The organism is Bacillus sp. JJ864 (genome assembly GCF_036963045.1).
Taxonomy (GTDB): domain Bacteria; phylum Bacillota; class Bacilli; order Bacillales; family Bacillaceae_G; genus Bacillus_A; species Bacillus_A pseudomycoides_C.
Window position 1 is genome coordinate 16,043 of record NZ_JBALLY010000073.1, and the last position, 24,410, is coordinate 40,452.

The 24,410-nt window shown below is 36.2% G+C and carries 21 protein-coding genes, 1 pseudogene and 1 riboswitch; of the genes and pseudogenes, 15 read left to right on the forward strand and 7 right to left on the reverse strand.

Features of this window, described 5'->3' with window-relative positions; all coding sequences use genetic code 11:
• Positions 1 to 436 precede the first annotated feature (436 nt).
• Entirely contained in the window at positions 437 to 1,069 is a 633-nt protein-coding gene (locus V7024_RS12520) for a trimeric intracellular cation channel family protein (protein ID WP_335520312.1), read from the reverse strand.
• A gap of 600 nt (positions 1,070 to 1,669) precedes the next feature.
• Between V7024_RS12520 and V7024_RS12525 the strand changes: the two genes are divergently transcribed.
• The 8 genes from V7024_RS12525 to V7024_RS12560 all read left to right on the forward strand — a co-directional run bounded on the left by V7024_RS12525 (position 1,670) and on the right by V7024_RS12560 (position 11,134).
• Positions 1,670 to 3,046: an O-antigen ligase family protein gene (locus tag V7024_RS12525; protein ID WP_335520315.1), complete on the forward strand. Its 1,377-nt coding sequence runs from the start codon at positions 1,670 to 1,672 to the stop codon at positions 3,044 to 3,046.
• 269 nt (positions 3,047 to 3,315) lie between these two features.
• Positions 3,316 to 4,446, forward strand: a complete 1,131-nt coding sequence (locus V7024_RS12530; RefSeq protein WP_335520318.1) for a glycosyltransferase family 4 protein — start codon at positions 3,316 to 3,318, stop codon at positions 4,444 to 4,446.
• Between the two features lie 48 nt (positions 4,447 to 4,494).
• The gene (locus tag V7024_RS12535) at positions 4,495 to 5,235 is read left to right on the forward strand and encodes a WecB/TagA/CpsF family glycosyltransferase (protein ID WP_335520321.1); all 741 of its coding nucleotides are present in this window, start codon (positions 4,495 to 4,497) and stop codon (positions 5,233 to 5,235) included.
• Between the two features lie 215 nt (positions 5,236 to 5,450).
• A complete protein-coding gene (locus tag V7024_RS12540) occupies positions 5,451 to 6,650 on the forward strand; it encodes an MFS transporter (protein ID WP_335520324.1) in 1,200 nt (399 codons plus the stop codon).
• Positions 6,651 to 6,807: 157 nt separating this feature from the next.
• Entirely contained in the window at positions 6,808 to 7,524 is a 717-nt protein-coding gene (locus V7024_RS12545; RefSeq protein ID WP_335520326.1) for a LytR/AlgR family response regulator transcription factor, read from the forward strand.
• Positions 7,525 to 7,648: 124 nt separating this feature from the next.
• On the forward strand, positions 7,649 to 9,724 hold the full coding sequence (locus V7024_RS12550) for a carbon starvation CstA family protein (RefSeq protein WP_335520328.1): 2,076 nt from the start codon (positions 7,649 to 7,651) through the stop codon (positions 9,722 to 9,724).
• Complete coding sequence (locus tag V7024_RS12555) at positions 9,717 to 9,920, forward strand: YbdD/YjiX family protein (RefSeq protein WP_335520331.1); 204 nt, start codon at positions 9,717 to 9,719, stop codon at positions 9,918 to 9,920. The genes V7024_RS12550 and V7024_RS12555 overlap by 8 nt, the downstream gene beginning before the upstream one ends.
• A 173-nt stretch (positions 9,921 to 10,093) precedes the next feature.
• Complete coding sequence (locus V7024_RS12560) at positions 10,094 to 11,134, forward strand: GGDEF domain-containing protein (RefSeq protein ID WP_335520366.1); 1,041 nt, start codon at positions 10,094 to 10,096, stop codon at positions 11,132 to 11,134.
• A 34-nt stretch (positions 11,135 to 11,168) separates the two neighbouring features.
• Here the strand turns inward: V7024_RS12560 and pdxK are convergent, their stop codons facing one another.
• Positions 11,169 to 11,993 carry a pyridoxine/pyridoxal/pyridoxamine kinase gene (gene pdxK / locus V7024_RS12565; RefSeq protein ID WP_335520334.1) on the reverse strand — a complete coding sequence of 275 codons (825 nt, stop codon included), beginning with the start codon at positions 11,991 to 11,993 and terminating at the stop codon, positions 11,169 to 11,171.
• Between the two features lie 157 nt (positions 11,994 to 12,150).
• Between pdxK and V7024_RS24440 the strand changes: the two are divergent.
• Positions 12,151 to 12,246, forward strand: a pseudogene (locus V7024_RS24440) (GAF domain-containing protein); the annotation flags it as partial.
• 133 nt (positions 12,247 to 12,379) lie between these two features.
• Positions 12,380 to 12,691: a hypothetical protein gene (locus V7024_RS12570; RefSeq protein WP_335520336.1), complete on the forward strand. Its 312-nt coding sequence runs from the start codon at positions 12,380 to 12,382 to the stop codon at positions 12,689 to 12,691.
• Here the strand turns inward: V7024_RS12570 and V7024_RS12575 are convergent.
• From V7024_RS12575 to V7024_RS12590, 4 genes are all read right to left on the reverse strand, one after another.
• Positions 12,683 to 14,230: a hypothetical protein gene (locus V7024_RS12575; RefSeq protein WP_335520341.1), complete on the reverse strand. Its 1,548-nt coding sequence runs from the start codon at positions 14,228 to 14,230 to the stop codon at positions 12,683 to 12,685. The two genes, V7024_RS12570 and V7024_RS12575, sit on opposite strands and share 9 nt — an antisense overlap.
• Positions 14,231 to 14,755: 525 nt before the next feature.
• Complete coding sequence (locus V7024_RS12580; RefSeq protein WP_335520344.1) at positions 14,756 to 14,968, reverse strand: hypothetical protein; 213 nt, start codon at positions 14,966 to 14,968, stop codon at positions 14,756 to 14,758.
• Between the two features lie 273 nt (positions 14,969 to 15,241).
• Positions 15,242 to 16,483, reverse strand: a complete 1,242-nt coding sequence (locus V7024_RS12585) for a chloride channel protein (protein WP_335520346.1) — start codon at positions 16,481 to 16,483, stop codon at positions 15,242 to 15,244.
• An 827-nt stretch (positions 16,484 to 17,310) separates the two neighbouring features.
• Positions 17,311 to 17,682: an enoyl-CoA hydratase gene (locus V7024_RS12590; protein WP_335520348.1), complete on the reverse strand. Its 372-nt coding sequence runs from the start codon at positions 17,680 to 17,682 to the stop codon at positions 17,311 to 17,313.
• Positions 17,683 to 17,867: 185 nt separating this feature from the next.
• A riboswitch (SAM riboswitch) is annotated at positions 17,868 to 17,971 on the forward strand.
• Positions 17,972 to 18,063: 92 nt separating this feature from the next.
• Here V7024_RS12590 and V7024_RS12595 point away from each other — a divergent pair.
• From V7024_RS12595 to thrB, 5 genes are all read left to right on the forward strand, one after another.
• The gene (locus V7024_RS12595) at positions 18,064 to 19,359 is read left to right on the forward strand and encodes a bifunctional O-acetylhomoserine aminocarboxypropyltransferase/cysteine synthase (protein WP_335520351.1); all 1,296 of its coding nucleotides are present in this window, start codon (positions 18,064 to 18,066) and stop codon (positions 19,357 to 19,359) included.
• Entirely contained in the window at positions 19,340 to 20,245 is a 906-nt protein-coding gene (metA, locus tag V7024_RS12600) for a homoserine O-acetyltransferase MetA (protein WP_335520354.1), read from the forward strand. Before V7024_RS12595 ends, metA begins: the two co-directional genes overlap by 20 nt.
• A 143-nt stretch (positions 20,246 to 20,388) precedes the next feature.
• Positions 20,389 to 21,684 (forward strand): homoserine dehydrogenase, encoded by a 1,296-nt coding sequence (locus V7024_RS12605; RefSeq protein ID WP_335520357.1) that lies wholly within the window; start codon positions 20,389 to 20,391, stop codon positions 21,682 to 21,684.
• On the forward strand, positions 21,684 to 22,742 hold the full coding sequence (gene thrC, locus V7024_RS12610) for a threonine synthase (RefSeq protein ID WP_335520359.1): 1,059 nt from the start codon (positions 21,684 to 21,686) through the stop codon (positions 22,740 to 22,742). The genes V7024_RS12605 and thrC overlap by 1 nt, the downstream gene beginning before the upstream one ends.
• A complete protein-coding gene (gene thrB, locus V7024_RS12615) occupies positions 22,739 to 23,662 on the forward strand; it encodes a homoserine kinase (protein ID WP_335520360.1) in 924 nt (307 codons plus the stop codon). The genes thrC and thrB overlap by 4 nt, the downstream gene beginning before the upstream one ends.
• 3 nt (positions 23,663 to 23,665) lie before the next feature.
• Here thrB and V7024_RS12620 read toward each other — a convergent pair whose 3' ends face one another.
• Positions 23,666 to 24,286 (reverse strand): YczE/YyaS/YitT family protein, encoded by a 621-nt coding sequence (locus tag V7024_RS12620; RefSeq protein WP_335520363.1) that lies wholly within the window; start codon positions 24,284 to 24,286, stop codon positions 23,666 to 23,668.
• Between the last annotated feature and the right edge of the window lie 124 nt (positions 24,287 to 24,410).

Here is a 24,410-nt window from a genome sequence, read left to right on the forward strand (position 1 = left end):
TCTCCTTGTAAAAAACCCCTCGTTAAAGCGTTTCCAATATTGCCACCTTGTTTATTATATCTATTTTTTTACATTTTCTCTATATTGTTATATGAAATTAAGAAGATTTATACAATAAAAAAAGAGAATTCATAGAAGAATTCTCGTAACTACTCAGCTATACCTTTTAGAAATTTAGAAAAGGGTATGATTCTAGTGAAGATGTGTCTCTCTATTATTTATAAATTCATTTTTTGGCATATAAACTGCTGTCATGCAAACAGGGCAGGGGCCTGCACGTATTGTCTACTTTTGTTTTCAAACCTTTCACGTGGCAGGAAAAGGCCCTGACCGCTCCTATGCATCGCCAGTCCCTCTCGCCCATTTAAAAAAATGCTTTTCTGTCGGTTTTTCCTAAAGTAACTGAGTAGTTACGAATTCTCTTTTATAAAATAGATCAATGACCTTTATTCATTTTTACATGTGTTTTAAAAAAGACTGGGAAATGTACATTATAGATAAAAGTTACGACACGTATAACAAATGTTACGAGTAAACAAATGTAGAAAGCTAATACGTGTGATCCCATCTCATAAGTAATAAGGAAGCTAATTGCGCCTAGGATGGAGGCAATTGCATAAATTTCTTTACGAAAGACATATGGGATATCTTGCGCGCACATATCACGTAAAATTCCACCGCCAATGCCTGTAATGACTCCCATAGAAACAACTAAGAAAGAACCATCCATATGATGAGTAATGGCCGCATTTGCACCGATGGCAGTAAATACGCCTAAACCGACAGCGTCTGAGAGCATAATAACAACTTGTAATTTATGAATTCGTTCAAAAAACATACAAGTAAATAATGCTGCTAAAATACTAATGAAAAAGTAAATTGGTTGAACAAATGCAACTGGAGGCAAGTTTCCAATCATAACATCCCGAATTATTCCGCCGCCAAGTGCTGTTGCTACAGACAAACAAAGGACACCAAATAAATCGAGTTCTTTTTTTAAACCTACTAATGTACCAGAAATAGCAGCTGCGATAATGCCGAGAAACGTAAATACATCAATTAAAAACATCGCTCCAATCCCTTCCTTCTAAAGATGTTCCAAGGAAAGAATATACACTAAAGTTATCAAAATAACAATTACTGTTTCGCTACATGTAAAAAAAGTGAAAGAATAAGGAAAGAAAGCGTTTGAAAATGCTATATAAATATTTTTGGATGGTACAGACCCTGCTTCATATAGCAGCAATTTTTTTATTTATAAGTAGATAGTAATTACTCAGCTATACCTTTTAGAAATTTAGAAAAAGGTATGATTCTAGTGAAGATGTGTCTCTCTATTACTTATAAATTCATTTTTTGGCATATAAAATGCTGTCATGCAAACACAACAGGGGCCTGCACGTATTGTCTACTTTTGTTTTCAAACCTTGCACGTGGCAGGAAAAGGCCCTGATCGCTCCTATGCATCGCCAGTCCCTCTCGCCCATTTAAAAAAATGCTTTTCTGTCGGTTTTTCCTAAAGTAACTGAGTAGTTACAGTAGATAAATAAAAAGTGAAAATGACGTACCAAAAGATTTTATGATTCAATTAAAATACCATCTAGTCAATTGAAAACTTATGCTATAATAAGTATTTGGAACGACGCAACAATATTTATAGGGGGTAAAGATGTTAAATCACAATAGTTTAAGTTATAAATTTGAACAATTTCTATTGATTTTTATTATATTACAACCAATTATAGATTTACTTACATCGTTTTGTATTTTAGAGCTTAAAATCGATGCAACGGTTGGAGTGATAACACGTTTATTTGTTATGGCTCTTGGTGGCATTTATATTCTTACGCAAGCTCGTGTGAAAGAAAATCGAAAATACATTATATATTTACTTGGATTAGGAATTGTCCTTGGATTAGGATTTTTAAATAATAAAATGATTAAACATCCGATGCTACAAATGGAGGATCTTAAGTTTATAGCAAAGGCGCTATATCCATTCGTGATGATAAGTTGCTATATTCTCGTATTCAAGTCATTAAAGATGAAAGAAACAATGCATACAAAGATGAGAAATTATATAGCATATGCAGCTTTAATTATAAATATAACGATGGTTGCCGCTATCGCAACTGGAACAGATTATAATAGTTATGACTATTTTAAAGAAGGTTCTCGCGGCTGGTTTTATGCAGGAAATGAACTTGGATCCATTTTAGCGATTATATGTCCAGTTGTTATTTTGTATTCTATTGAGAAAACAACAAGCTTAGCAAAAAGTTATTTTTGGATTCCGTCTCTTTTAATCATATTTTCATTATTTGCGATTGGAACGAAAGTAGGAGCCGGAGCTATTGTTTGTACATTTGCTATTGCTATTTTTATGTGCTTTATACAAGCATTTTTACAACGGAAAGAACGTAATAAAAAGCCATATTTGTTAAATGGTTTAATTGCAACAGTTATATTTGCAGGAGTAGCAGGATATTTTCCGTTCTCGCCAATATATAAAAATACAGGGATTCATCATCAAGTATTTGAAAAAGTACAAGAGGAAAAAAAGCAACACCAACAAGATCATGTTAAACAAGAGGATACTGTAAAAGAGAAAGAAGAAGAGAAAAAGGCTGAGACACAAGCCCTCATTTTCAGTGGCCGTGAATTATTTATGCAAACGTATGAAGATTTTTATAAACAAGCACCTATGTCTCAGAAATTACTTGGTATGGGGTATGGTGGTAACCTTAAAGATGCCTCAGAACTAAAAATAATTGAGAGAGATTTCCATGATTGGTTTTATACTTTTGGAATTATCGGTTTCATTTTTCTTATGATTCCGTTTATGTATTATGGTTTGAGAATCCTAATGGTGTTAATAACAAGGTTCCGTGAAGTATTTACGGTCAAGTACGCATTGTTAGCTGCTGGTCTTGGGTTAGCATTAGGAATTGCTTTTACAGCAGGTCATGTGTTAACGGCACCAGGAGTAAGTATTTACTTTGTCGTATTATTAGCATATTTAATCGTTGATTTAGAAATAGAATAATGGAAAAATAAAAGCTAGCATGATGTTAGCTTTTATTTTTTGCCATATATAAATCCAAATTTAAAACCCCTTTTCTTTTTAGGTAGGCGAGAGCGTCTGGCCATGCGTAGAAGCGGTCAGGGCCTTTTTCTGCCACATGCGATGTTCAAACAAAGAGAGAAAGACAGTAGCAGAATCTTTTTGTCTGCATAGCCGCAATCTATATGTCAAAAAGTAAAAATGGATTTATATAGTAAAAATGAGAAAATATATTTAATGGAGGAAAAAAGATGAAAGTGCTACATATGAATGCTGGAGCAGAAACAGGCGGCGGAAAAACGCATATTATTTCACTTTTGTCGCAATTCCCAAAGGATGTAGTAGAATTAGCGGTATTTGAAGAAGGAGCGATAGCAAGCGAGGCGAGAGCATTAGGGATAAAAGTACACGTTTTTTCACAATCATCTCGTTATGATATATCTATTCTTTCAAAAATACGTTCTTTTATTAATAAAGAAGGTTTTGATATTGTTCATACACACGGGGCAAGAGCTAACTTTTATCTTTCTTTATTAAGAAGAAAGATAAATGCCAAATGGGTTACAACTGTTCACAGTGATCCAACGCTGGATTTTATGAAGCGTGGTTTAAAAGGTTGGATTTTTACAAAGTTAAATTTACGTTCGTTTCAGAAAGTTGATTTATTTTTTGCTATTACAGAACGTTTTAAGATGAATACGGTAACACTAGGTGTACCAGAAGAGAAAATTTGTACAGTTTATAACGGAATTGAATATGATCGTACGCCAGCAAAGCCTTATAATTTAAAAGAGAATTTTGATATACAAGAAGATGTATTTACAGCGATTCAAGTAGCCCGTTTACATCCTGTTAAAGGGCATGAAATATTATTTGAAGCGTTGCAAAACACAACAATTCCTAAAATTAAAGTGCTGTTACTTGGTGATGGACCGATTGAGAATGAGTTAAAAGAAACAGTGAAACAAAAAGGATTAGAAGATAAAGTTCTATTTTTAGGACATCGTGAAGATGCAAAGAATTTATATGCCGCAGCGCATATAAATTTATTAACATCGTATAGTGAAAGTTTCCCCCTTGTTTTATTAGAAGGGGCGAATCAACGTTTAACCTCCATTGCTACAGATGTTGGTGATATGTCACAACTTATTGTTGATGGCGCATATGGCTGGATTATTCCAATTGGTGATGCGACGGCGCTTACTCGTGCGTTAGAAGAGGCATATGAAAAGTGGAAAAATGGTGAATTAGTAGAGATGGGTGAGCGTTTGTATACCCATGCGTCTTCTCATTTTTCGTTACGGAATTTATATGAAAATACGTATGAAGCGTATGAGAAGGTTTTGTCTGGCAGTAACGAGTATGTAAAAGTAAGATGTTAGAATAATTAGTAGTGGAAAAAGATATTTGAAATAGAGAGGATTGTAAATATGGCAGTGCAAACAGTTGATATTTTAGGCGTGCCCTTCTCAACGATGACAATGGAAGAAACAGTTCGTTATGTAATGCAGCAGCTGGAAAAGAAACAAGAGAATACGTTTCAAGTTGTAACAGCCAATCCTGAAATTGTGATGTGTGCCAAAAAGGATGCTGCGTTTCATCAAACGCTTCTTCAGGTAGATCTTATTACACCAGACGGGATTGGTGTTGTAAAGGCAAGCGGTATGCTAGGAACACCGTTAAAAGAACGTGTGGCAGGTTTTGATTTAATGTGTAATTTGTTTGAAACATTATCACAAGAAAAGAAAGCTGTATCTGTCTTTTTACTTGGAGCAAAGCCGCACGTTATCGAAAGAGCTGCTCAAACTTTAACAGAAAGATATTCAGCTGTATCTATTGTTGGAACACAAGATGGATATTTTAAACAAGAGAAAGAAGAAGAAATTATCAAACGTATTCAAGAAGTGAAGCCGGACATCTTACTGGTTGCACTTGGATTTCCGAGACAGGAAAACTTTATTCAAAATAATAAACATCGTTTACATACAAAAGTAGCTGTTGGTGTTGGTGGTAGCTTTGATGTTTGGGCTGGAGAAGTAAAACGTGCTCCGAGATGGATTCAAGCTATTCATTTAGAGTGGTTTTACCGTTTGTGCAGTAATCCAACGCGCTGGCGTCGTCAACTTGTATTAGTTGAATTTTTAAAAGAGGTTGTTCGGTCGAAAAAGTAGCGAAATATCGCTGCTTTTTCTTTTTTAAACAGCTATTTGTAGGAGCGCCTTTTTACAGGGGCATTCGGCTATTCATTCTATGTATGAGGCGTTTTTTTGTGGAAATGATAAGAATCATATGAGCAATGATTATGTTTACATATAAATTGTTTTACTTATATGATATACATATGTAAAATATGATGTAAAGACACCTGTATTGAGGAGGGCCTGTAGTGGGAAAAATTAAAGAAATCTCAAATCGAAAGCTTCTCGGAATTGCTGGGCTTGGTTGGCTATTTGATGCAATGGATGTTGGGATTCTTTCATTTATTATTGCTGCTTTGCAAAAAGAATGGCAGCTTAGTGCACAACAGATGGGCTGGATCGGTAGTATTAACTCCATCGGAATGGCAGTTGGAGCGCTCATATTTGGGATATTAGCAGATAAAATCGGCCGAAAATCTGTTTTTATTATTACATTATTATTATTTTCTGTTGGAAGCGGGTTAAGTGCTTTATCAACAACATTAACTGTATTTCTTATCTTCCGTTTTTGTATTGGAATGGGTCTTGGAGGAGAGTTGCCTGTTGCATCAACACTTGTATCTGAAAGTGTTGCGGCGCATGAACGTGGTAAAATCGTCGTTTTATTAGAAAGCTTTTGGGCTGGTGGTTGGTTAATTGCTGCTCTCATCTCATATTTTATTATTCCAACATACGGTTGGCAAACAGCGATGGTTTTAAGTGCAATTCCAGCTTTTTATGCATTATATTTACGATGGAGTTTACCTGATTCACCGCAATTTCAAAAAGTAGAACAAAAGCAATCTGTATTTACAAACATAAAGGCCGTTTGGTCAGGAGAGTACAGACGAGCGACGATTATGCTTTGGATTTTATGGTTTTGTGTTGTGTTTTCCTATTATGGAATGTTTCTTTGGCTTCCAAGTGTATTAGTGCTAAAAGGATTTAGTTTAATTAAAAGTTTTCAATATGTGTTGATTATGACATTTGCACAGCTTCCCGGTTATTTTACAGCCGCTTGGTTTATTGAACGTCTTGGCCGGAAGTTTGTGTTAATCACATACTTATTTGGAACGGCATGTAGTGCATATTTCTTTGGAGCGGCAGATTCAGTGATCACGCTAATGATTGCAGGTATGTTGCTTTCATTCTTTAATTTAGGAGCTTGGGGAGCATTATATGCGTATACACCAGAGCAGTATCCAACCGTTATTCGTGGTACAGGAGCTGGGATGGCAGCAGCATTTGGACGCATCGGGGGTATTTTAGGACCGTTATTAGTTGGTTATCTTGTAGCCACGCATGCTTCGCTCTCTTATATTTTTACAATCTTTTGTACGGCCATTATAATTGGTGTTCTTGCTGTCCTTGTGCTTGGTCAGGAAACAAAACAACGAGAATTAGTATAATGAAAAAGGAAGCTGTGTATAGCTTCCTTTTTCATTGTTTTCTGACAAAAGTATGATATATTTGATAGAAAAATGGCTTGTAAAAAGGGATTATTTCTAAAAAAGCGAATGTATACAACGAGGCGTATGGACAAAAGGATTAGGTGGTTGGGCAGACATGAAAATTTTAATTGTAAATGAAAGAGAAGAAAACAGGGGTCAATTAATAGATTTTTTCACAGAACATGTAAATAATTTGGAATGCTTTGAAGCAAAAACGGGAATGGAATCACTGCAACTAGCGAAAAAGCATACGCCAGATTTTATTTTTCTAGATATATATTTACCAGACGGAACAGGATTTGAAGTCGCAGGATTGCTGCGCCAATTAACATTAAGCACAAAATTTATATTCACAGGGAATGATATAAAAGACGCTATTATATCATTTCGTTTCAGTGCTTTCTATTATTTGTTGCAACCATTTGAGCAGGAAGATTTGCAATTTTTACTGCATAGTATTGAGCAAGAAAAAATAAAACAAATAAAGAATCGATTGCAAAAGCTTCCAATCGAGAGTCATGAAGGAATTACATATATTCTTCCAGATGATATTGTATACATAAGCAAGAATAAAGAAAATAAAACCGTTTCTATTTATACAAATAATAATCAATATATTTCCACATATACATTACAAGAATTAGAAGGTAAACTAGCGGCATATGATTTTTTGCGTGTGCATAAAAGTTATCTTATTAATGTTATTTATGTGAGAGAATTAAAGCCTTATTATAATGGGACGTATAATTTATATTTAGAAAAGTATGATAATCAGTCAATTCCTGTTAGCCGAAATTATGTAAAACGACTCCGAAATAAAATTGAGTTGTAGCAGTTCGTGGAAGAATTTGGACATGATACATTAGGAAACACTCATCATAAGGAATGTTGTTTCTAGCTATTCTGAAAATTTAGTACAATTCCCTCTAAGATATAACATTAGGAGGGGATTATGTTTGAAAGTATGGAAATCTATTTTACTTTGGGGTGTGATTGCGGCTTTAGGAGCAGCGGGTTTTGCTGTGCTAGCGTTATCTCGCGGTGAAACAATTAACGCGGTTTGGTTACTTGTTGCTGCTGTTTCTGTCTATGCCGTTGCGTATCGGTTTTATAGTAAATTTATTGCTAGAAAAGTGTTTGAATTGGATGATAATCGAAAAACACCAGCAGAGCTTCTAAATGATGGAAAAGATTATGTTCCGACCAATAAATGGGTTTTATTCGGACACCATTTTGCTGCAATTGCTGGAGCTGGTCCGTTAGTTGGTCCTATTTTAGCTGCACAGATGGGATATTTACCAGGAACACTTTGGATTATTGTTGGCGTTGTGTTAGCCGGAGCTGTTCAAGACTTCGTGATTCTGTTTGCATCTATGCGTCGCAACGGAAAATCACTTGGTGAAATGATTAAAGCAGAGATTGGTCCTATAACAGGTTTTATTGCAATGATTGGTATTTTGGGCATTATGATTATTTTATTAGCGGTATTAGCTCTTGTTGTGGTAAAAGCACTTGTAGGAAGTCCATGGGGAATGTTTACAATTGCAGCAACCATTCCAATTGCTATTTTAATGGGTGTATATATGCGTTACATTCGCCCAGGTCATGTTGGAGAAGGTTCAGTTATCGGTATTATTTTACTTCTTTTATCAATTGTAGCAGGTCAATATGTAGCGGAAAATCCAGTGCTTGCGACTTTGTTTACATTTAAAGGTGAAACAATTGCTATTATGCTAGTCATTTATGGATTTATCGCTTCTGCATTGCCTGTTTGGTTATTACTTGCACCGCGTGATTATTTAAGTACGTTTTTAAAGATTGGAACAATTGTTGGTTTAGCGATCGGCATCATAATTGTTGCGCCAAATTTACAAATGCCGGCAGTTTCAAAATTTATTGATGGAACGGGTCCGGTATTTGCAGGGAATTTATTCCCATTTTTATTTATTACAATTGCTTGCGGAGCTGTATCTGGTTTCCATGCGCTTGTTTCTTCTGGTACAACTCCAAAAATGATAGAGCGAGAAGGACATGCACAGCCGATTGGTTACGGTGCTATGCTGATGGAATCATTCGTCGCAGCAATGGCAATGATTGCAGCTTGTGTACTAACACCAGGTACATACTTTGCAATAAATAGTCCGCCAGCAGTTATTGGAACGGATGTAACACAGGCAGCACAAGTAATTAGTTCTTGGGGTTTTACTGTGACGCCAAATGAGTTGAAGGAACTGGCTGTAAACGTCGGAGAACAAACGATATTATCTCGTACAGGCGGGGCACCATCGTTCGCAATTGGGATGGCTCAGATTTTCTCTCAAGTAATTGGCGGAAAAGCATTAATGGCATTTTGGTATCACTTCGCCATTTTATTTGAAGCTCTCTTTATCTTAACAACGATTGATGCAGGAACGCGTGTTGGTCGGTTTATGATTCAAGATATTTTAGGGCACGTTTATAAACCATTTGCAAAAACAGATTCAATACTTTCTAATATTATTGCAACAACACTTTGTGTACTAGGATGGGGATATTTCTTATACCAAGGGGTAATTGATCCGCTTGGCGGTATTAATACATTATGGCCGCTCTTTGGAATTGCAAATCAAATGTTAGCTGGGATTGCATTATTACTTGGAACGACTGTGTTGTTTAAAATGGGAAAAAAGGCATACGTCTGGGTGACGCTCGTTCCGACAACGTGGTTACTGATTGTTACGATGACAGCGGGCTATCAAAAGTTATTTCATGAAAATCCGAAGATTGGATTCCTTTCTCATGCAAAAGTGTTCCAAAGTGCACTAGATAAAGGGAAGCTATTAGCACCAGCGAAAAACGTAGCACAGATGAAACAAATTATTCTTAATGATTATATTGATGCAGCGCTTTGTGGAATTTTTATGCTTGTTGTAATCGCGGTATTGATATCGTCTATTAGAATATGGATACAAGTATTGAATAATAAAGCAACGCCTTTAAAAGAAGCAGCGTATGTTCCGCGTGATGAAAGTGAGGCACAACATTATGCTTAAAACGGTAATTAGCATATGGAAATATCGAAAACAATTTATTAGTTTGCTTGTTGGTGTACCAAGTTATGAAAAGTATGTTGCGCATATGAAACAACACCATCCAAATGAGCAAGTATTATCTCGAAAGCAATTTTTTGCTGAAGCGCAAGAAGCAAGATTTAATGCAAAGGGCGGTAAAGTTTCGAGATGTTGTTAGCGAGGTTATAGTGAAAAAAGGGCGGGATTTCGCTCTTTTTTTGTTTAAAAGTTTCACGTGAAACATCTAGAAAAAATGTTTGGGAGTTATAGGGATATAATATACAATAATAAGTAGGAAAGGGACGATTTTTTTTGTAAAGGTTAGGTTGTAGAAAGGCCAGGTATATGTTTATGCTAGACGATCTATTTATTAATACAACTATTATTCTTTCCTTTATTTTTGTTGGAGGTCAACTTTTTAAAAATATTTCATTGAAAGAGCCATTATCATTTGAAGTGAAATGTTTTGTTGGTATTGCAACGGGTGCTTTAGGTTCCCTGCTTATAAAGTTTGGTGTTCAAATTGAGGATGTAATGTTAGATTTACGATATCTTGCGGTTATATTAGCTGCTATTATTGGTGGGCCTATTGCAAGTTTACTATCCGCTAGCATTCTCTTAATTGCACGTTTGTTGTTTACAGATTATTCAATGGTTCCATCTGTATATGTTCTTGTACTAACGGGTATAGGATGTGCTCTTATTTCAACATTGCGCATTCCGAGGTTGAAAAAATGGGTATGGTTACATGTTTATTGCTTAACAATTTCATCGATTGCGATTTATTTTGTTTTCCAAGATGTTTTTGTATTAAACCTATACTTACTTATTGGCATCACGATAGGATATATTACTTTCTTAAGCGCATATTATGTTTTGCAATCAAACGAGTTGTTTCATGTAATGAAACAGCAAGCAACGATAGATGCATTAACAGGGCTCGGGAATGTTCGTAAGTTTGATACAGAATTGAATAGACATATTGAAGATAAGAAAAGCGATGACAGATCGCTCTGTTTATTGTTAGTAGATATTGATCATTTCAAGCATGTGAATGATAAGCATGGACATCCTGCCGGTGATGAAGTTTTACAGCAAGTAGGAACAATTTTGAAGAATAGTTCTCCATTTCCACATTTAGTGTTCCGAAAAGGTGGGGAAGAATTTGCTTTATTGTTACCAAATTCAACATTACAGTTCGCTGTAGATATAGGGGAAAAAATTCGGACAGATGTAGAGAAGCATGTGTTTCGATTGCAAAATAATAGTTGTATACATATCACGATTTCAGTAGGTACTTCCATTTATAAAGATTCACCACAAGAGTTTATTCAACTTGCAGATGATGCATTGTATTCTTCTAAACGAAATGGTAGAAATCGTGTCTCATAAAAAATAAAGTCGTCACTAATGACGACTTTATTTTTTATACAAGTTCTTTTCTAGCACCAAATTTACGATATGCACCGTGATGTGTTGGTCCTACATATTCATTTAATTTGAATGAATGAAGAATGGCAGCTGTAATAAATTCTTTTGCTACTTGAACTGCTTCTTTTACAGATTTTCCTTTTGCTAGTTCTGCAGTAATTGCAGCAGCGTATGTACAACCTGCGCCATGTGTATATGTTGTTTCAATTTTTTCAGATTCTAAAATATCAAAGGTTTCCCCATCGTATAATAAATCAATTGCTTTTTCAGTTCCTAGTTTGCTGCCGCCTTTAATCAGTACATACTTTGCTCCTAAAGCATGGATTTTTTCAGCAGCTTGCTTCATATCTTCAAGCGAGTTAATTTTAACACCGCTCAGTTGATACGCTTCAAATAAGTTTGGTGTTACAATTAGAGCTTTTGGAACGAGTTTGTCACGCAGGCAGTCATTTGTTTCTGGATGAAGCGCTTCATCTGCGCCTTTGCATACCATAACTGGGTCTATTACTACGTTTTTGAGATTATGCTTCTCAATTGTTTCAGCAACAAGCTCGATAATTTCAACAGAGCCCAGCATACCTGTTTTTAATGCATCAACACCAACGCCTTCAATGGCTGTTTCTAATTGTGGTTTTAATGTAGACGCTGGAATTGGGAACACGTTATGTGCCCAACCGTTATGCGGGTCCATCGTTACGATTGTTGTCAGAGCTGTCATACCGTATACACCAAGCTCTTGGAATGTTTTTAAGTCTGCTTGCATACCAGCGCCGCCGCTTGTATCAGATCCAGCAATTGTAAGTGCTTTATTTAATGACATTGTAAAAGCCCCCTCGGGTGATAGAATGAAAAATACATTTTTAATTATTATATCAATGTTATGAGGAAGTACAAAGCGAAAAAGTTACTCGTATGTTTTAGAAGTGGCTGAATTTGGTACAATCAGAAATGAAAATATTGTATGTGGGGGACACCTTATGTTTCAAGGAAATCGTACAAGTGAATTAGTTATATTGAAAGAAATTGCAGAAACGTTGAATACATCTAATAATACTTATCATGTTTTGCAAGCAGGATAGAAAAGGAAAGCGATTTGGTGGAGAGTGGCGTCAATAACATAATTAGAGGTATCGCCAGTATCTTGGCCCCCACGCTAAGAGTTTTTCAGCCACTTCAACCATGTTTTAAATTATGTTGTATACAATTATGACTGATTCTAATGAGTTAGAAACCATATTGAAAGAGTTAAAAAGTACAGTTGATTTACAACAAAAACAAATACAGAATCAAAGTGAGCAAATAGTAAAACTAACTAATTTATTAGAAACTCAACAAAATTTAGTAACTTATTCTAGAGAATTAGAAAAACAACAGGTTAGTGATCAAAATAAAGTAGTTATAACTGTTATGCGTGAATTTCAAGAAATGAAACATATGATTGCAGCTAGTAATATAAAAAAGGCAAAGAATATTTATGATGCTTTGCCTTTTTTACTAATCAGTATTTTATTAAAGTGAATATGCGAAATGATAAACAGTTACTAGAGGATTGGCAGGAATATAATTTTTTCTTCCTGGTTCGTTGTAATAATAGAGCTCCACAATATCATAAGAATGGATGAATGGTTTCCCAACTTTAGCATGTTTCCAACCAGGAGCTGGTGGTAAGGAAGCAGTTCCCTCAAATTGACCGTTTTCTCCTACAACACATTTAATTTCCATTGCAAATGGTTTAATTGCATCAAAAAAGATATAGAATGTTGTTCCAGCAGGAGCTTTGTTTCCTTCCGAATCGTAAGCTATTCCTTTAAAAGTAGTAAGGCCAACTCTTCCAGCACTATATACTCGATATTTATAACCTTCACCATAGTTAATATATTCAGCTTTGTTGTTCGCTAAAATACCTGTGATTTCAACTTTTCCTACACGTGCGTCATTTTCTTTTGGTTCTTTTGGTTCTTTTGGTTCTTTTGGTTCTTCTGGTTCTTCTGGTTTTTTGGGTTCTTCTGGTTTTTTAGGTTCTTCTGGTTCTTTGGGTTCTTCTGGTTTTTTGGGTTCTTCTGGTTTTTTGGGTTCTTCTGGTTTTTTAGGTTCTTCTAAGCTGCTAGGGTCGAAATTCCAATCCCCTGTAGGTGGTGCATAGGAATTGAAAGAGTTTATACAATTCTGCCACTCTGGAGTATTTTTTATTGCTTCTATTTCTGCAGTTGTAAGTTTAACCCATTTGCCAGTTGTCCGAACCTTTTTGGCTGATAATTCCATCTTATTATCGAATTTACTCTGTTCTACCAATATGTAGTTTCCATCAGCATCCTTATAATGACTTAAATTACTTGACAATCGATCTACAAAGCCATGTTTATCAACGAGATGACTATTATATTGAGTAGCTGTTAAACGTTTAAAGTCCAGTTTTGCATAACTTGCTGAGGTTGAATAGCGTAGCTTATCATTTACTCGGAAGAGAATTTCATCATCAAACCTTTGTATATTTCTTCCTGCCACAAAATCCTCTAGGTAATTAGAGGTAAATTCATCTCCCCGTAGCTCCTCATTGGACTGTATTAATCTCATAGGGTTTTCAAAGTCAGTTCCATCCCATTTTGATCCAGTTAAGTAAAAAGGAGTAACTTGATTTGTTTTTAAGTTAACAATATATATAGTTGGAGCATGAGAATAATGGGCATATGCATAAGTGAACACATATGCATAATCTTCATTACTTAACCACTCTAAGGGATAAAACTTCATGTTTTGTAACCCCGTTGCAGCGTAATAACCTGTCATATTTTTATACGATTCAAGCAGAATATCTTCTCCAGTTTTTTTGTTCTTCATCATAACGTTAAAGTCTGTAGCGTTTAATTTATCTACTTTAAAGTCATAATTATCCGCTACATACGTACCTGTTTTAACCGATGCTTCCTGTGATGTTTTTTCAGCTATCTTTCCTACACCTGCATCATTTTCTTCTGTAGCAGCAGATGCATTTTTGGGTATGCTAAATCCAATTAAAATTAATGAAAATAGCAATACTGTCATTAAGATTTTTTTCATAATTCACCTTATTTCTCCATTATTGGTTAATATTAATTCGACTAAAGAATTATATGTTAATAGATTGATATAGTGAATATACTTTTAAATATTATTATGAAATATGCATAATTGCATAACATAAGTAGAAGAAAATAAGTGTGCAGCATTGATATATTTAATGAATTCTGAAGTTTATGCCGCGAAAATCCCTTGAGTTTGAAGGGATAGAGGCTCGTAGTCAATGGAACCGTGGAATAAAAAGTGAGGACAGACTTAAAAGTATGTCTAAACAAAAAAAACCTTTACTTATTTTTTAGTAAAGGTTTTTTTTGTTAATTATTTAAAGCTTTTTGTTTCGTCATATTCATAATCGATATTAGCTGTAACATTTTTCATTGTAGATCCTACTGGCGACAATACATGATATTTAAGGTTCCATACTTGTGCAACTTCTAGATTATCTTGTAATAAAATTTTAAAATTACCTACTACTGTATGCCATACTTGATTTTGATTAGACATTATTTTATGAGTAACATTACCTTAACTTGGTGATTGATTACCTTTTGTTGTAATACGCTTAACAATGGCACCTTTAGGTATTGAAGTATCTTGTGTTAAATCTGCAGTGATAACTGATGAATCTCTGCCTTGTAAGTCTATAGGACCATTACCAACAACAGCTGTACTATTAAATTTAACTTCTTTACTACCTGTTTTTATACGATCGCTTACACGTGATGGAGAAAAATACATAGTTTTAGTATATGCTGGGTCACGAGTCACTTTTATATAGTAATAATAAGTTACAAGATATTGGTCAAAAAGAAAATTATAGTGATCTTTATTGGCTTGCTGATTTAGAGAAAAGTGTAGAAGTTGAAAATAAAAAGGAATAGAGTTAGTTATATTTAAGGTTTCGTTGGCAAAAAGCCAGTTTTTGTATTTGTGATAAGTGTGTTTATGTTAATGCTGAACAAGAAAACCTCCCACTAATGGAAGGTTTTCTTGATTTTATCATCTTTATCTTTATACTAATCCCTCTTGTTTATTCTCATCATGATTAGGAAGTGGAAATAGATTACCTATCATTGCAGCCCCAATCATTGGTAACAATAAATTAATTGGGAAGAACATAAGTAATAATAATGTAATTGCGAGCGGTTTTCGTACCGCATAGCTTGAAATGGCTGTAGTGACAATGGCTACACAAGCAACTGGATCTAATGGGATGACAGTAGCCACAGCATATCCAATACTTGCGCCAGCAAATACAATTGGGAAAATATGTCCGCCACGCCAACCTGTACTTAAACAAACTGCCGTTACACATAACTTTAAAACTCCTGAAAGAATCAGCATCCAAAATGATAATTCTGTCCACTCATGGACTAAGTCTTTTAATTGATGTTCTCCTGAAAACATTGTATAGGGCAGTAAAGTTCCTGCAATTCCTAAAAGAATGCCGCCTATAACTCCTAACGTTACTTTATATTCTTGAAAAGGATGAACGATTTTTTCCAGTATATGTTCTACCTTGAAATAAAAATAGCCTACACCAGCTCCTATACAAATTAGAGGTAAGAAGGCAAGACATTCATGGAGTGAGAAAGACCCTTTCCCAAAATCAACAATAAAAGATCCTCGATTATCAAACTTACTAAGCAATAAATAAACAGAAAAACCAGCAAAAGTAGTAGCAAGATATACAATGGTTTTTTTTGCCCTGGAAATCTCGTCAATTGGTTTATTCTCATTTTCACTTGGAGCTAAATAACCGAATAATGGTGCATTAAAAATAACACTTAAAGTAGCACCAATTCCAATTTCAGTTAATCCCTTCATGCCTTTTAAAGCAAAATGGAAACGATCTCCAACCCATGTGCAAAGTCCACCGATAATTCCAACAAGTGCTGCTTCCGGCCCTAAACTTGCACCAAATATTAAAACAATAATAGCCGTTAATGTAGATTTATGTACAAAACTATACTCAATTCTACCTGTTTTCTTATATTCACCCATTACCTCTGGCATTAAACGCGGGCATGTACCAAAGTACTTTTGCGATAGTCCAACAAGAATACCACCAATTGTTGTTACAAAAATTGTGTAATACGGTGGTAATGAAAATTCTTTCGGTAAATATCCCCAAATAAACTGAATTCCAGCATTTGTGGTAACTAAAAATAACCAGACTGTAGCACCAACTATAGCACCTAGAAACATACCATACATGATAAGTAAAGAATGCATGCCTCTTCTAATCGTCATTTTTTATGCCTCCTTTATGTTATATGGTGTCATGACAAATTTAGAGATTCTGATACGAGAATAATTATGCTTATATATGTTATGACTGCTCTTTTTTACATTTTTTATAAAAAACTTACTGAAGAGTAATTTATATAAAAGATGGAGAATTACCTATAGTGTTTAATATTAAATGGTTTATATGAATTTTATTTGAAATTCATATAAAAAATGTGTAGGAGCGCAGCAATATAGCTATTAAGTTAAGTTTTTAATCCCCATAAAGAAAAAATATCACTTTATAATAAGTGATGTGGAAACATTTGTATAAGTAGCGTTGTGAAAAATATCATTTTCATGGTTACCATAATGAATGAAATATATAAATACAAATTGAAAAAATGACATAAAAACCAATTTTTTAGGGGAGGAAACGAGAGTAACTGGCGATGCATAGAGGCGGTCAGTTCCTTTTCCTGCCACGTGCAAAGTTTAAAACAAAGATAGACAGCAAGTAGCGGCCATGTTTTGTTCTGCATAGCAGTGACTTAGATGTTAAAAAGTCAACTTGGATTTATATATAACTCTTTCATTTTACATAGTAAGTAATGTTTTTTAAATGTATTTTTTATTTTAAAATAGAACATTTCCTGTATTTTTTCAAATTCAAATCCTTATTTCATTCTATTCATATAATAAATTCGTGTGTATATGCTATTTGTGTATCTGGAAAGTGGTAGGTGATAAAACCTCATTTCACGGTTTAGAGAGAAGTAAAAAAGATAAGCGGAGCAGGTTTTCTATCAGTGAGGGATGAGGCATCCCCCCACTGATGGAGGTTTCATTTATTATTGCCGAATAATCCCTAGAAAAGATCCTTCCAACACTTTTTTCCCATTTTGATTAAAGCATTCTGCCTTTGAAACAGCGACGATTCGATCATCTTGTTTTTCATGATGAATCAGTGTGACTTCACATCGAACTGTATCTCCGGTAAAGACTGGGCGTAAGAAAGTAAGTTCTACATCTCTTGCGATAAAATTTAAATCGCCGCCAATTTTCGTAGGTAATGTTGCAACGAGTAATCCTTGTACCATTACGCGTCCATGTTCATCTGGAACAACATGATGTTCACCGGCATCACCGGAAATTTTACTAAATAGCTCTACATCTTCCCTTGTAAATGATTTTTCAAAAGTTAACATTTCCCCGACCTTCATGTATGTATCGCCTCCTATTGGTTTATGAATGAGTTGTCATTCACACTTTAAATTTTACAGAATATTCTTTATTCAGTAAAGACCGGTAGTGGAAATGATGGGGAATAATAAAATATTTTAAGAACATTCAGAAAATATATTGACATGAGGAAATAATTTCTATAGAATCATCGGTAATTGCATATGTCTTATCAAGAATAGGTGGAGGGAACGGGCCCTATGAAACCTTGGCAACAGCCGTAAATCGGAATTGTGCTAAATCCTGCAGGTATTTCCTGAAAGATAAGAAAGGCTACATGGCGAGCGTTTGTCTAAACTGCTTCTTTCTTATTTAGGAAAGAAGCAGTTTTTTATTTTTTATAAAAGAAAGGAGATTGAGAAATGGGAGATTCATGGGGGAAAGGAACGATTTGTGTGCAAGGTGGCTATACGCCGAAAAATGGTGAGCCGCGTGTTTTGCCACTTTATCAAAGCACGACGTATAAATACGATACTTCTGATGATTTAGCAGCCCTCTTTAATTTGGAGGCAGAAGGATATATTTATACGCGTATTGGAAACCCGACGCTGGCGGCTTTTGAGCAAAAGCTCACAGAGTTAGAAGGCGGCGTTGGTGCGGTTGCAACGGCATCAGGGCAAGCTGCAATTATGCTAGCGATATTAAATATTTGTGGCAGTGGTGATCACTTGCTCTGCTCATCAACCGTATACGGCGGTACATTTAATTTATTTGCAGTTAGTCTTAAGAAGCTTGGGATTGAGGTCACGTTCTTTCATCCAAACTTATCTGCTGATGAAATTGTTGCCCTCGCAAATGAGAAAACAAAGCTTGTGTATGCGGAATCGCTTGGGAATCCAGCGATGAATGTACTGAATTTTAAAGAGTTTTCTGATGCGGCAAAAGAGCTTGGAGTACCGTTTATTGTGGATAATACATTAGCGACGCCGTATTTATGTCATGCATTTGAACATGGTGCAAACATTGTTGTTCATTCTACAACGAAATATATCGATGGTCATGCAAGTTCACTAGGCGGCATTGTAATTGATGGAGGGAATTTCGATTGGAGTAAATTTCCTGAATTTGTTGAACCAGATCCAAGCTATCATGGTGTAAGTTATGTGGAAAAGTTCGGGCAAGCGGCATACATTGTGAAAGCACGTGTACAGTTATTAAGGGACTATGGAAACTGTATGAGTCCATTCAATGCGTACGTAAGCAATATTGGCTTAGAAACGCTGCATCTTCGTATGGAGCGTCATAGCCAAAATGCATTAGCTGTTGCACAGTGGTTATCCGAGCATGAACGCGTTGAGTGGGTCAATTATCCTGGACTTCAAAATAATGAAAATTATGCATTGGCACAAAAATATTTACCGAAAGGTGCGAGTGGTGTTTTAACATTTGGCGTAAAAGGAGGTCTTGAATCTGCTAAACAGTTTATTGAAAATGTGAAGCTTGCCGCATTGGTGACGCATGTTGCAGATGCAAGAACTTGTGTCATTCATCCTGCAAGCACAACACATCGTCAGCTTACAGAAGAACAACAGCGTTTGGCAGGTGTAACGCCTGATTTAATTCGGTTATCGGTTGGTATTGAAGATGAGGCGGATATTATTGCTGATTTAGGGGCAGCACTTTCTGGAGGAAAACAGTATGCCGATCATCGTTGCTAAAGATTTACCAGCTCGTAAAGTATTGCAAAATGAAAATATTTTTGTGATGACGAAAGAACGAGCAGAAACACAAGATATTCGTGCTTTGAAGATTGCTATTTTAAATTTAATGCCAACAAAACAAGAAACAGAAACGCAGTTGCTTCGTTTAATTGGAAATACACCGCTTCAACTCGATGTCCATTTACTTCATATGGAATCTCATACAGCAAAAAATGTAACGCAGGAGCATTTAACAAGCTTTTATAAAACATTTCGTGATATTGAAGGAGAAAAATTTGACGGGCTCATCATTACTGGTGCTCCGGTTGAAACACTTCCTTTCGAAGAGGTAGATTATTGGGAAGAACTGAAGCGAATTATGGAGTATTCGAATACACATGTTACATCAACGCTTCATATTTGCTGGGGGGCGCAAGCAGGATTGTATTATCATTACGGCGTTCCGAAATATCCGCTAGAGCAAAAGATGTTTGGTGTGTTTGAGCATGAAGTGCAGCAGGAGCATGTGAAATTATTACGCGGTTTTGATGAAAGCTTTTTTGCACCGCATTCTCGTCATACAGAAGTACGGGGATCTGATATTCAAAGCGTACAGGAGCTCGATGTGCTAGCGACATCTGAAGAAGCCGGTGTTCATCTCGTTATGAGTAAAGATGGAAAGCATATTTTCGTTCTTGGTCATAGTGAATACAGCTGTGAGACGTTAAAGCAAGAATATGAGCGCGATCAGCAAAGAGGATTGGATATTGCTATTCCGAAAAACTATTTTAAACATGACAATCCTTTGGAAAATTCAGTAGTAAAGTGGCGTAGTCACGGAAATTTACTATTCTCGAATTGGTTGAATTACTATGTGTATCAGGAAACTCCTTATATGTTGTAAAGGAAGTTGCGTATAACACGTGGTAGCGTTTTCTTTGCAAAGAACGGCCTTTATTATTCGGAATGTTCTAAAAATATTGTTTTTTGTAGTTGTACCTTATATAATGGCACCTAAATACAATTTTTAGAGGGGTGGACAGTACTATGAACGAAATTCAAGTTGGCCTATTAGGTCTCGGAACTGTAGGAAGCGGTGTGGTGCGCATTATTGAAGATCATCAAGATCGTTTAGCACACCAAATCGGTTGTCCTGTCAAAGTAGCAAAAGTATTAGTACAAAACTTAGAAAAAGAACGTGAGGTCCAAGTAACCCCTGCATTATTAACGAAAAATCCAGATGAAATTATAGATAATCCAGATGTTGATGTTGTAATTGAAGTGATGGGCGGTATAGAAGACGCAAAAGCATATATTTTACAATCACTTCAAAACGGTAAGCAAGTAGTTACAGCGAATAAAGATTTAATGGCACTTCACGGTGCAGAGCTTCTTACTGTAGCAAAAGAAAATCAAGCGGATTTATTTTATGAAGCGAGTGTAGCAGGTGGTATTCCGATTCTACGAAGCATTGTAGAAGGTCTTTCTTCTGATCGGATTACGAAAATGATGGGTATTGTGAACGGAACAACGAATTTTATTTTGACAAAAATGTCTGACGAAGGGAGAGCGTATGACGACGTGTTAAATGAAGCGCAGCAGCTTGGATTTGCAGAAGCAGACCCAACATCAGATGTTGAAGGGTTAGATGCGGCACGAAAGATGACAATCTTAGCAACACTTGGATTTTCTACAAATGTAGAACTTCATGATGTGAATGTAAAAGGAATTACATCTATTACAGAGGAGGACATTGCGTATAGTAAGAGTCTAGGCTATACAATTAAGTTAATTGGCGTAGCGAAGCGTGATGGTGAAAAATTAGAGGTAACAGTAGAACCAACATTGTTACCAAATACACACCCGCTTGCAGCTGTTCAAAACGAATATAATGCAGTATATGTATATGGCGAAGCGGTAGGAGAAACAATGTTTTACGGACCAGGTGCGGGAAGTTTGCCAACAGCAACAGCTGTTGTATCTGATTTAGTGGCGGTTATGAAAAATGTACGCCTTGGTGTAACAGGAAATAGCGCAGTAACGCCGCAATATGAGAAAGTATTAAAAGCAGAAGAAGAAATTTATGTGAAGAAGTTTTTACGCCTTCACGTGAAGGATGAAGTAGGTGTGTTTGCGAAAATTACATCGCTATTCTCTGAACGCGGCGTAAGCTTTGAAAAGATTATTCAAATGCCATTACAAAAGAAAGGAGCAGCAGAAATCGTTATTGTTACACACCGCGCATCTCTTGCAGATTATACATACATTCTCGAAACACTAGAGACGTATGAAGAAGTAGATTGTGTGAAAGCAAACTACCGTATTGAAGGAGATGCTCGCTAATGTGGAACGGATTACTTGCTGCTTATAAAGAATACTTACCGATTACTGAGCAAACACCATCGCTTTCACTATCAGAAGGAAATACACCGCTTATTTTATTAGAAAATCTTTCTGAAAAATGGGGTGTTTCTGTTTATGCGAAAGTAGAAGGTGCAAATCCGACGGGTTCTTTTAAAGACCGCGGGATGGTTATGGCTGTAGCAAAGGCAAAGGAAGCTGGCAGCAAAACGGTTATTTGCGCTTCAACAGGAAATACATCTGCGTCGGCAGCTGCTTATGCAGCGCGCGCAGGTTTATCTTGTATTGTTATGATTCCAAATAGAAAAATCGCCTATGGCAAGTTAGCGCAGGCAGTCATGTACGGAGCTGAAATTATTAGTATTGATGGAAACTTTGACCATGCCCTGCAAATGGTACGAAAGCTTAGCGATTCATCACCGATTACGCTTGTAAATTCAGTGAATCCATATCGCATTGAAGGCCAAAAAACGGCCGCATTTGAAGTTTGTGATGCACTTGGAAAAGCGCCTGATATTTTAGCCATTCCGGTTGGAAATGCGGGGAATATTACAGCGTATTGGAAAGGCTTTAAGGAGTATAACGAAAAGCGCGGCACAGGTTTACCAGAGATGCGCGGCTTTGAAGCAGAAGGATCGGCGGCGATTGTGCGCGGATATAAAATTGAGGAACCGGAAACAGTTGCGACTGCAATACGTATCGGGAACCCCGCAAGCTGGGATAAAGCCGTCGCTGCTGCTCATGATTCAAATGGAAAAATCGATGAGGTAACAGATGCAGAACTTCTTCAGGCATATGAATGGCTTGCTAAGTATGAAGGGATTTTTGCGGAGCCTGCTTCTTGTGCATCGCTTGCCGGGATTTACAAGCAAGTACAAACAGGAGAAATAGCAAAAGGAAGCAGCATCGTCGCTGTTTTAACAGGAAACGGTTTAAAGGACCCCGATATTGCGATTGATACGAAAAAAATTCAACCGCTTGTGTTGCCAAATGATGAAAAGGTTGTGTTTGAACATATTCAAGGAGCTGTCCTTCGATGAAGGCGGCTCCTATGTTTACAATTCGTGTGCCGGCTAGTACAGCAAATCTTGGGCCAGGTTTTGATTCAATTGGTCTTGCAGTAAGCAAATATTTAACGGTAGATGTATTTTCACATTCTAGCTGGGAGTGCACAGCGAAAACAACAATTCTTCAAGGGATTCCAAAAGGTGAGAATAATTTACTCATTCAGACGGCGCGTAGGGTAGCTGCCCGTTATAATAAGGAGCTTCCCTATTGTCATCTTCATCTAGACAGTGATATTCCATTAGCGCGCGGACTTGGAAGCAGTGCTTCGGCAATTATTGCGGGAATTGAACTTGCTAATCAGCTTTGCGAATTACATCTATCTAGAAGAGAGAAGCTGTTGATCGCAACGGAAATGGAAGGACATATTGATAATGTTGGAGCAGCCTTATATGGCGGACTTATGATAGGAACATATGATGGAAAAGATATTTCATTTTTGTCACAGCCTATGTATGATATAGAACTTGTAGCGGTTATTCCTTCCTATGAACTAAAAACAGTTCATTCGAGAGATGTGCTTCCGAGTACGTTACCGTATATGGATGGTATTCGCGGCAGCGGTGTTGCCAATGTACTTGTCGCAGCTTTATGTAAAGAGGACTGGGTGCTTGCTGGAGAAATGATGAAACAGGATGTGTTTCATGAACCGTACCGGAAAGAGCTCGTACCGGAATTACAAAAGCTTCAAGAATTAGACCATGAACATTTATATGGTGTTTCTTTAAGCGGTGCTGGCCCAACAGTGCTTTGTTATGTGAAAAAAGGAAGTGCTGAAGAAGTAAAGATATGGCTGCAATCGCTTTTCGGCCATTGCGTGGTAGAAACGCTTCAAGTTGTAAACGAAGGGGTTCATATTATATCTGAACAACAAAAGCCCATTGAAAGTATATAACTTTCAATGGGCTTCTTGCGTACGACAACTTTGTAATACTTTTGTGCCAACTTGAATAAATGCTTGAATGAGCCAGCCTGTTGTAAAAGAGAGAATAATGGTGCCGAAATAAATAGGACCATCTAGTATGAAACTAGCAGTTAGAAATAAACAAGCTAGAGAAATTTCTGTTCTTTGAAAGGACCACTTTGTTTTTTCCGAGATTGTTAACACAAATGCTTCTTGCGGCGCAGTCCCAAGCTGTGATGAAACATAGATACCAATACCTGCGCCGACAGATACATTTCCGAATATGAGTGTTATATAATTTGGAAGAGCTCGAATGCCATCCATTATAATTGTAACTGAGCCAATCAGATCAACAAAAACAGAGATTAGCACCATCGTTACAATTGTACCAATTGTAATGCGCTTTCGATTCATAAACAGTACGATAAGAGTAAAAATCAAATTAACAATAAACATCCAAGAGCCGATGCTTAAACCAAAGTTTTGATATAAAGCAATGAAAAGGGAATCATATGGGCTAAGGCCAAATGAAGTAATGGTCGTCATCATATTGATTCCGAGAGAAAGTAAAAGTAATCCACCTATGAAAAAGATATGCTCTAATTTTAAGGTCATAATAAAATATCAATCCTTTCATATTTATATCTACAAGTTAAAAAACGACATAAAGTGAAACTTTAATCAGTGGGAGGTTTTCTTTATCCCCACTGATTATTAGTTGAACCAATCGGGCTTTTAC

Excerpts from the sequence above, each read along its gene's own strand:
- V7024_RS12580 (WP_335520344.1), bottom strand. The coding sequence starts at position 14,968 with ATGTATTTTTCTCCATCACGTGTAAGCGATCGTATAAAAACAGGTAGT.
- thrC (WP_335520359.1), top strand. The coding sequence starts at position 21,684 with ATGTGGAACGGATTACTTGCTGCTTATAAAGAATACTTACCGATTACT.
- V7024_RS12530 (WP_335520318.1), top strand. The coding sequence starts at position 3,316 with ATGAAAGTGCTACATATGAATGCTGGAGCAGAAACAGGCGGCGGAAAA.
- V7024_RS12590 (WP_335520348.1), bottom strand. The coding sequence starts at position 17,682 with ATGAAGGTCGGGGAAATGTTAACTTTTGAAAAATCATTTACAAGGGAA.
- V7024_RS12555 (WP_335520331.1), top strand. The coding sequence starts at position 9,717 with ATGCTTAAAACGGTAATTAGCATATGGAAATATCGAAAACAATTTATT.
- V7024_RS12535 (WP_335520321.1), top strand. The coding sequence starts at position 4,495 with ATGGCAGTGCAAACAGTTGATATTTTAGGCGTGCCCTTCTCAACGATG.
- V7024_RS12595 (WP_335520351.1), top strand. The coding sequence starts at position 18,064 with ATGGGAGATTCATGGGGGAAAGGAACGATTTGTGTGCAAGGTGGCTAT.
- V7024_RS12560 (WP_335520366.1), top strand. The coding sequence starts at position 10,094 with ATGCTAGACGATCTATTTATTAATACAACTATTATTCTTTCCTTTATT.
- V7024_RS12520 (WP_335520312.1), bottom strand. The coding sequence starts at position 1,069 with ATGTTTTTAATTGATGTATTTACGTTTCTCGGCATTATCGCAGCTGCT.
- pdxK (WP_335520334.1), bottom strand. The coding sequence starts at position 11,993 with ATGTCATTAAATAAAGCACTTACAATTGCTGGATCTGATACAAGCGGC.
- V7024_RS12605 (WP_335520357.1), top strand. The coding sequence starts at position 20,389 with ATGAACGAAATTCAAGTTGGCCTATTAGGTCTCGGAACTGTAGGAAGC.
- V7024_RS12570 (WP_335520336.1), top strand. The coding sequence starts at position 12,380 with ATGACTGATTCTAATGAGTTAGAAACCATATTGAAAGAGTTAAAAAGT.
- V7024_RS12575 (WP_335520341.1), bottom strand. The coding sequence starts at position 14,230 with ATGAAAAAAATCTTAATGACAGTATTGCTATTTTCATTAATTTTAATT.
- V7024_RS12620 (WP_335520363.1), bottom strand. The coding sequence starts at position 24,286 with ATGACCTTAAAATTAGAGCATATCTTTTTCATAGGTGGATTACTTTTA.
- metA (WP_335520354.1), top strand. The coding sequence starts at position 19,340 with ATGCCGATCATCGTTGCTAAAGATTTACCAGCTCGTAAAGTATTGCAA.
- V7024_RS12525 (WP_335520315.1), top strand. The coding sequence starts at position 1,670 with ATGTTAAATCACAATAGTTTAAGTTATAAATTTGAACAATTTCTATTG.
- V7024_RS12545 (WP_335520326.1), top strand. The coding sequence starts at position 6,808 with ATGAAAATTTTAATTGTAAATGAAAGAGAAGAAAACAGGGGTCAATTA.
- V7024_RS12585 (WP_335520346.1), bottom strand. The coding sequence starts at position 16,483 with ATGACGATTAGAAGAGGCATGCATTCTTTACTTATCATGTATGGTATG.
- thrB (WP_335520360.1), top strand. The coding sequence starts at position 22,739 with ATGAAGGCGGCTCCTATGTTTACAATTCGTGTGCCGGCTAGTACAGCA.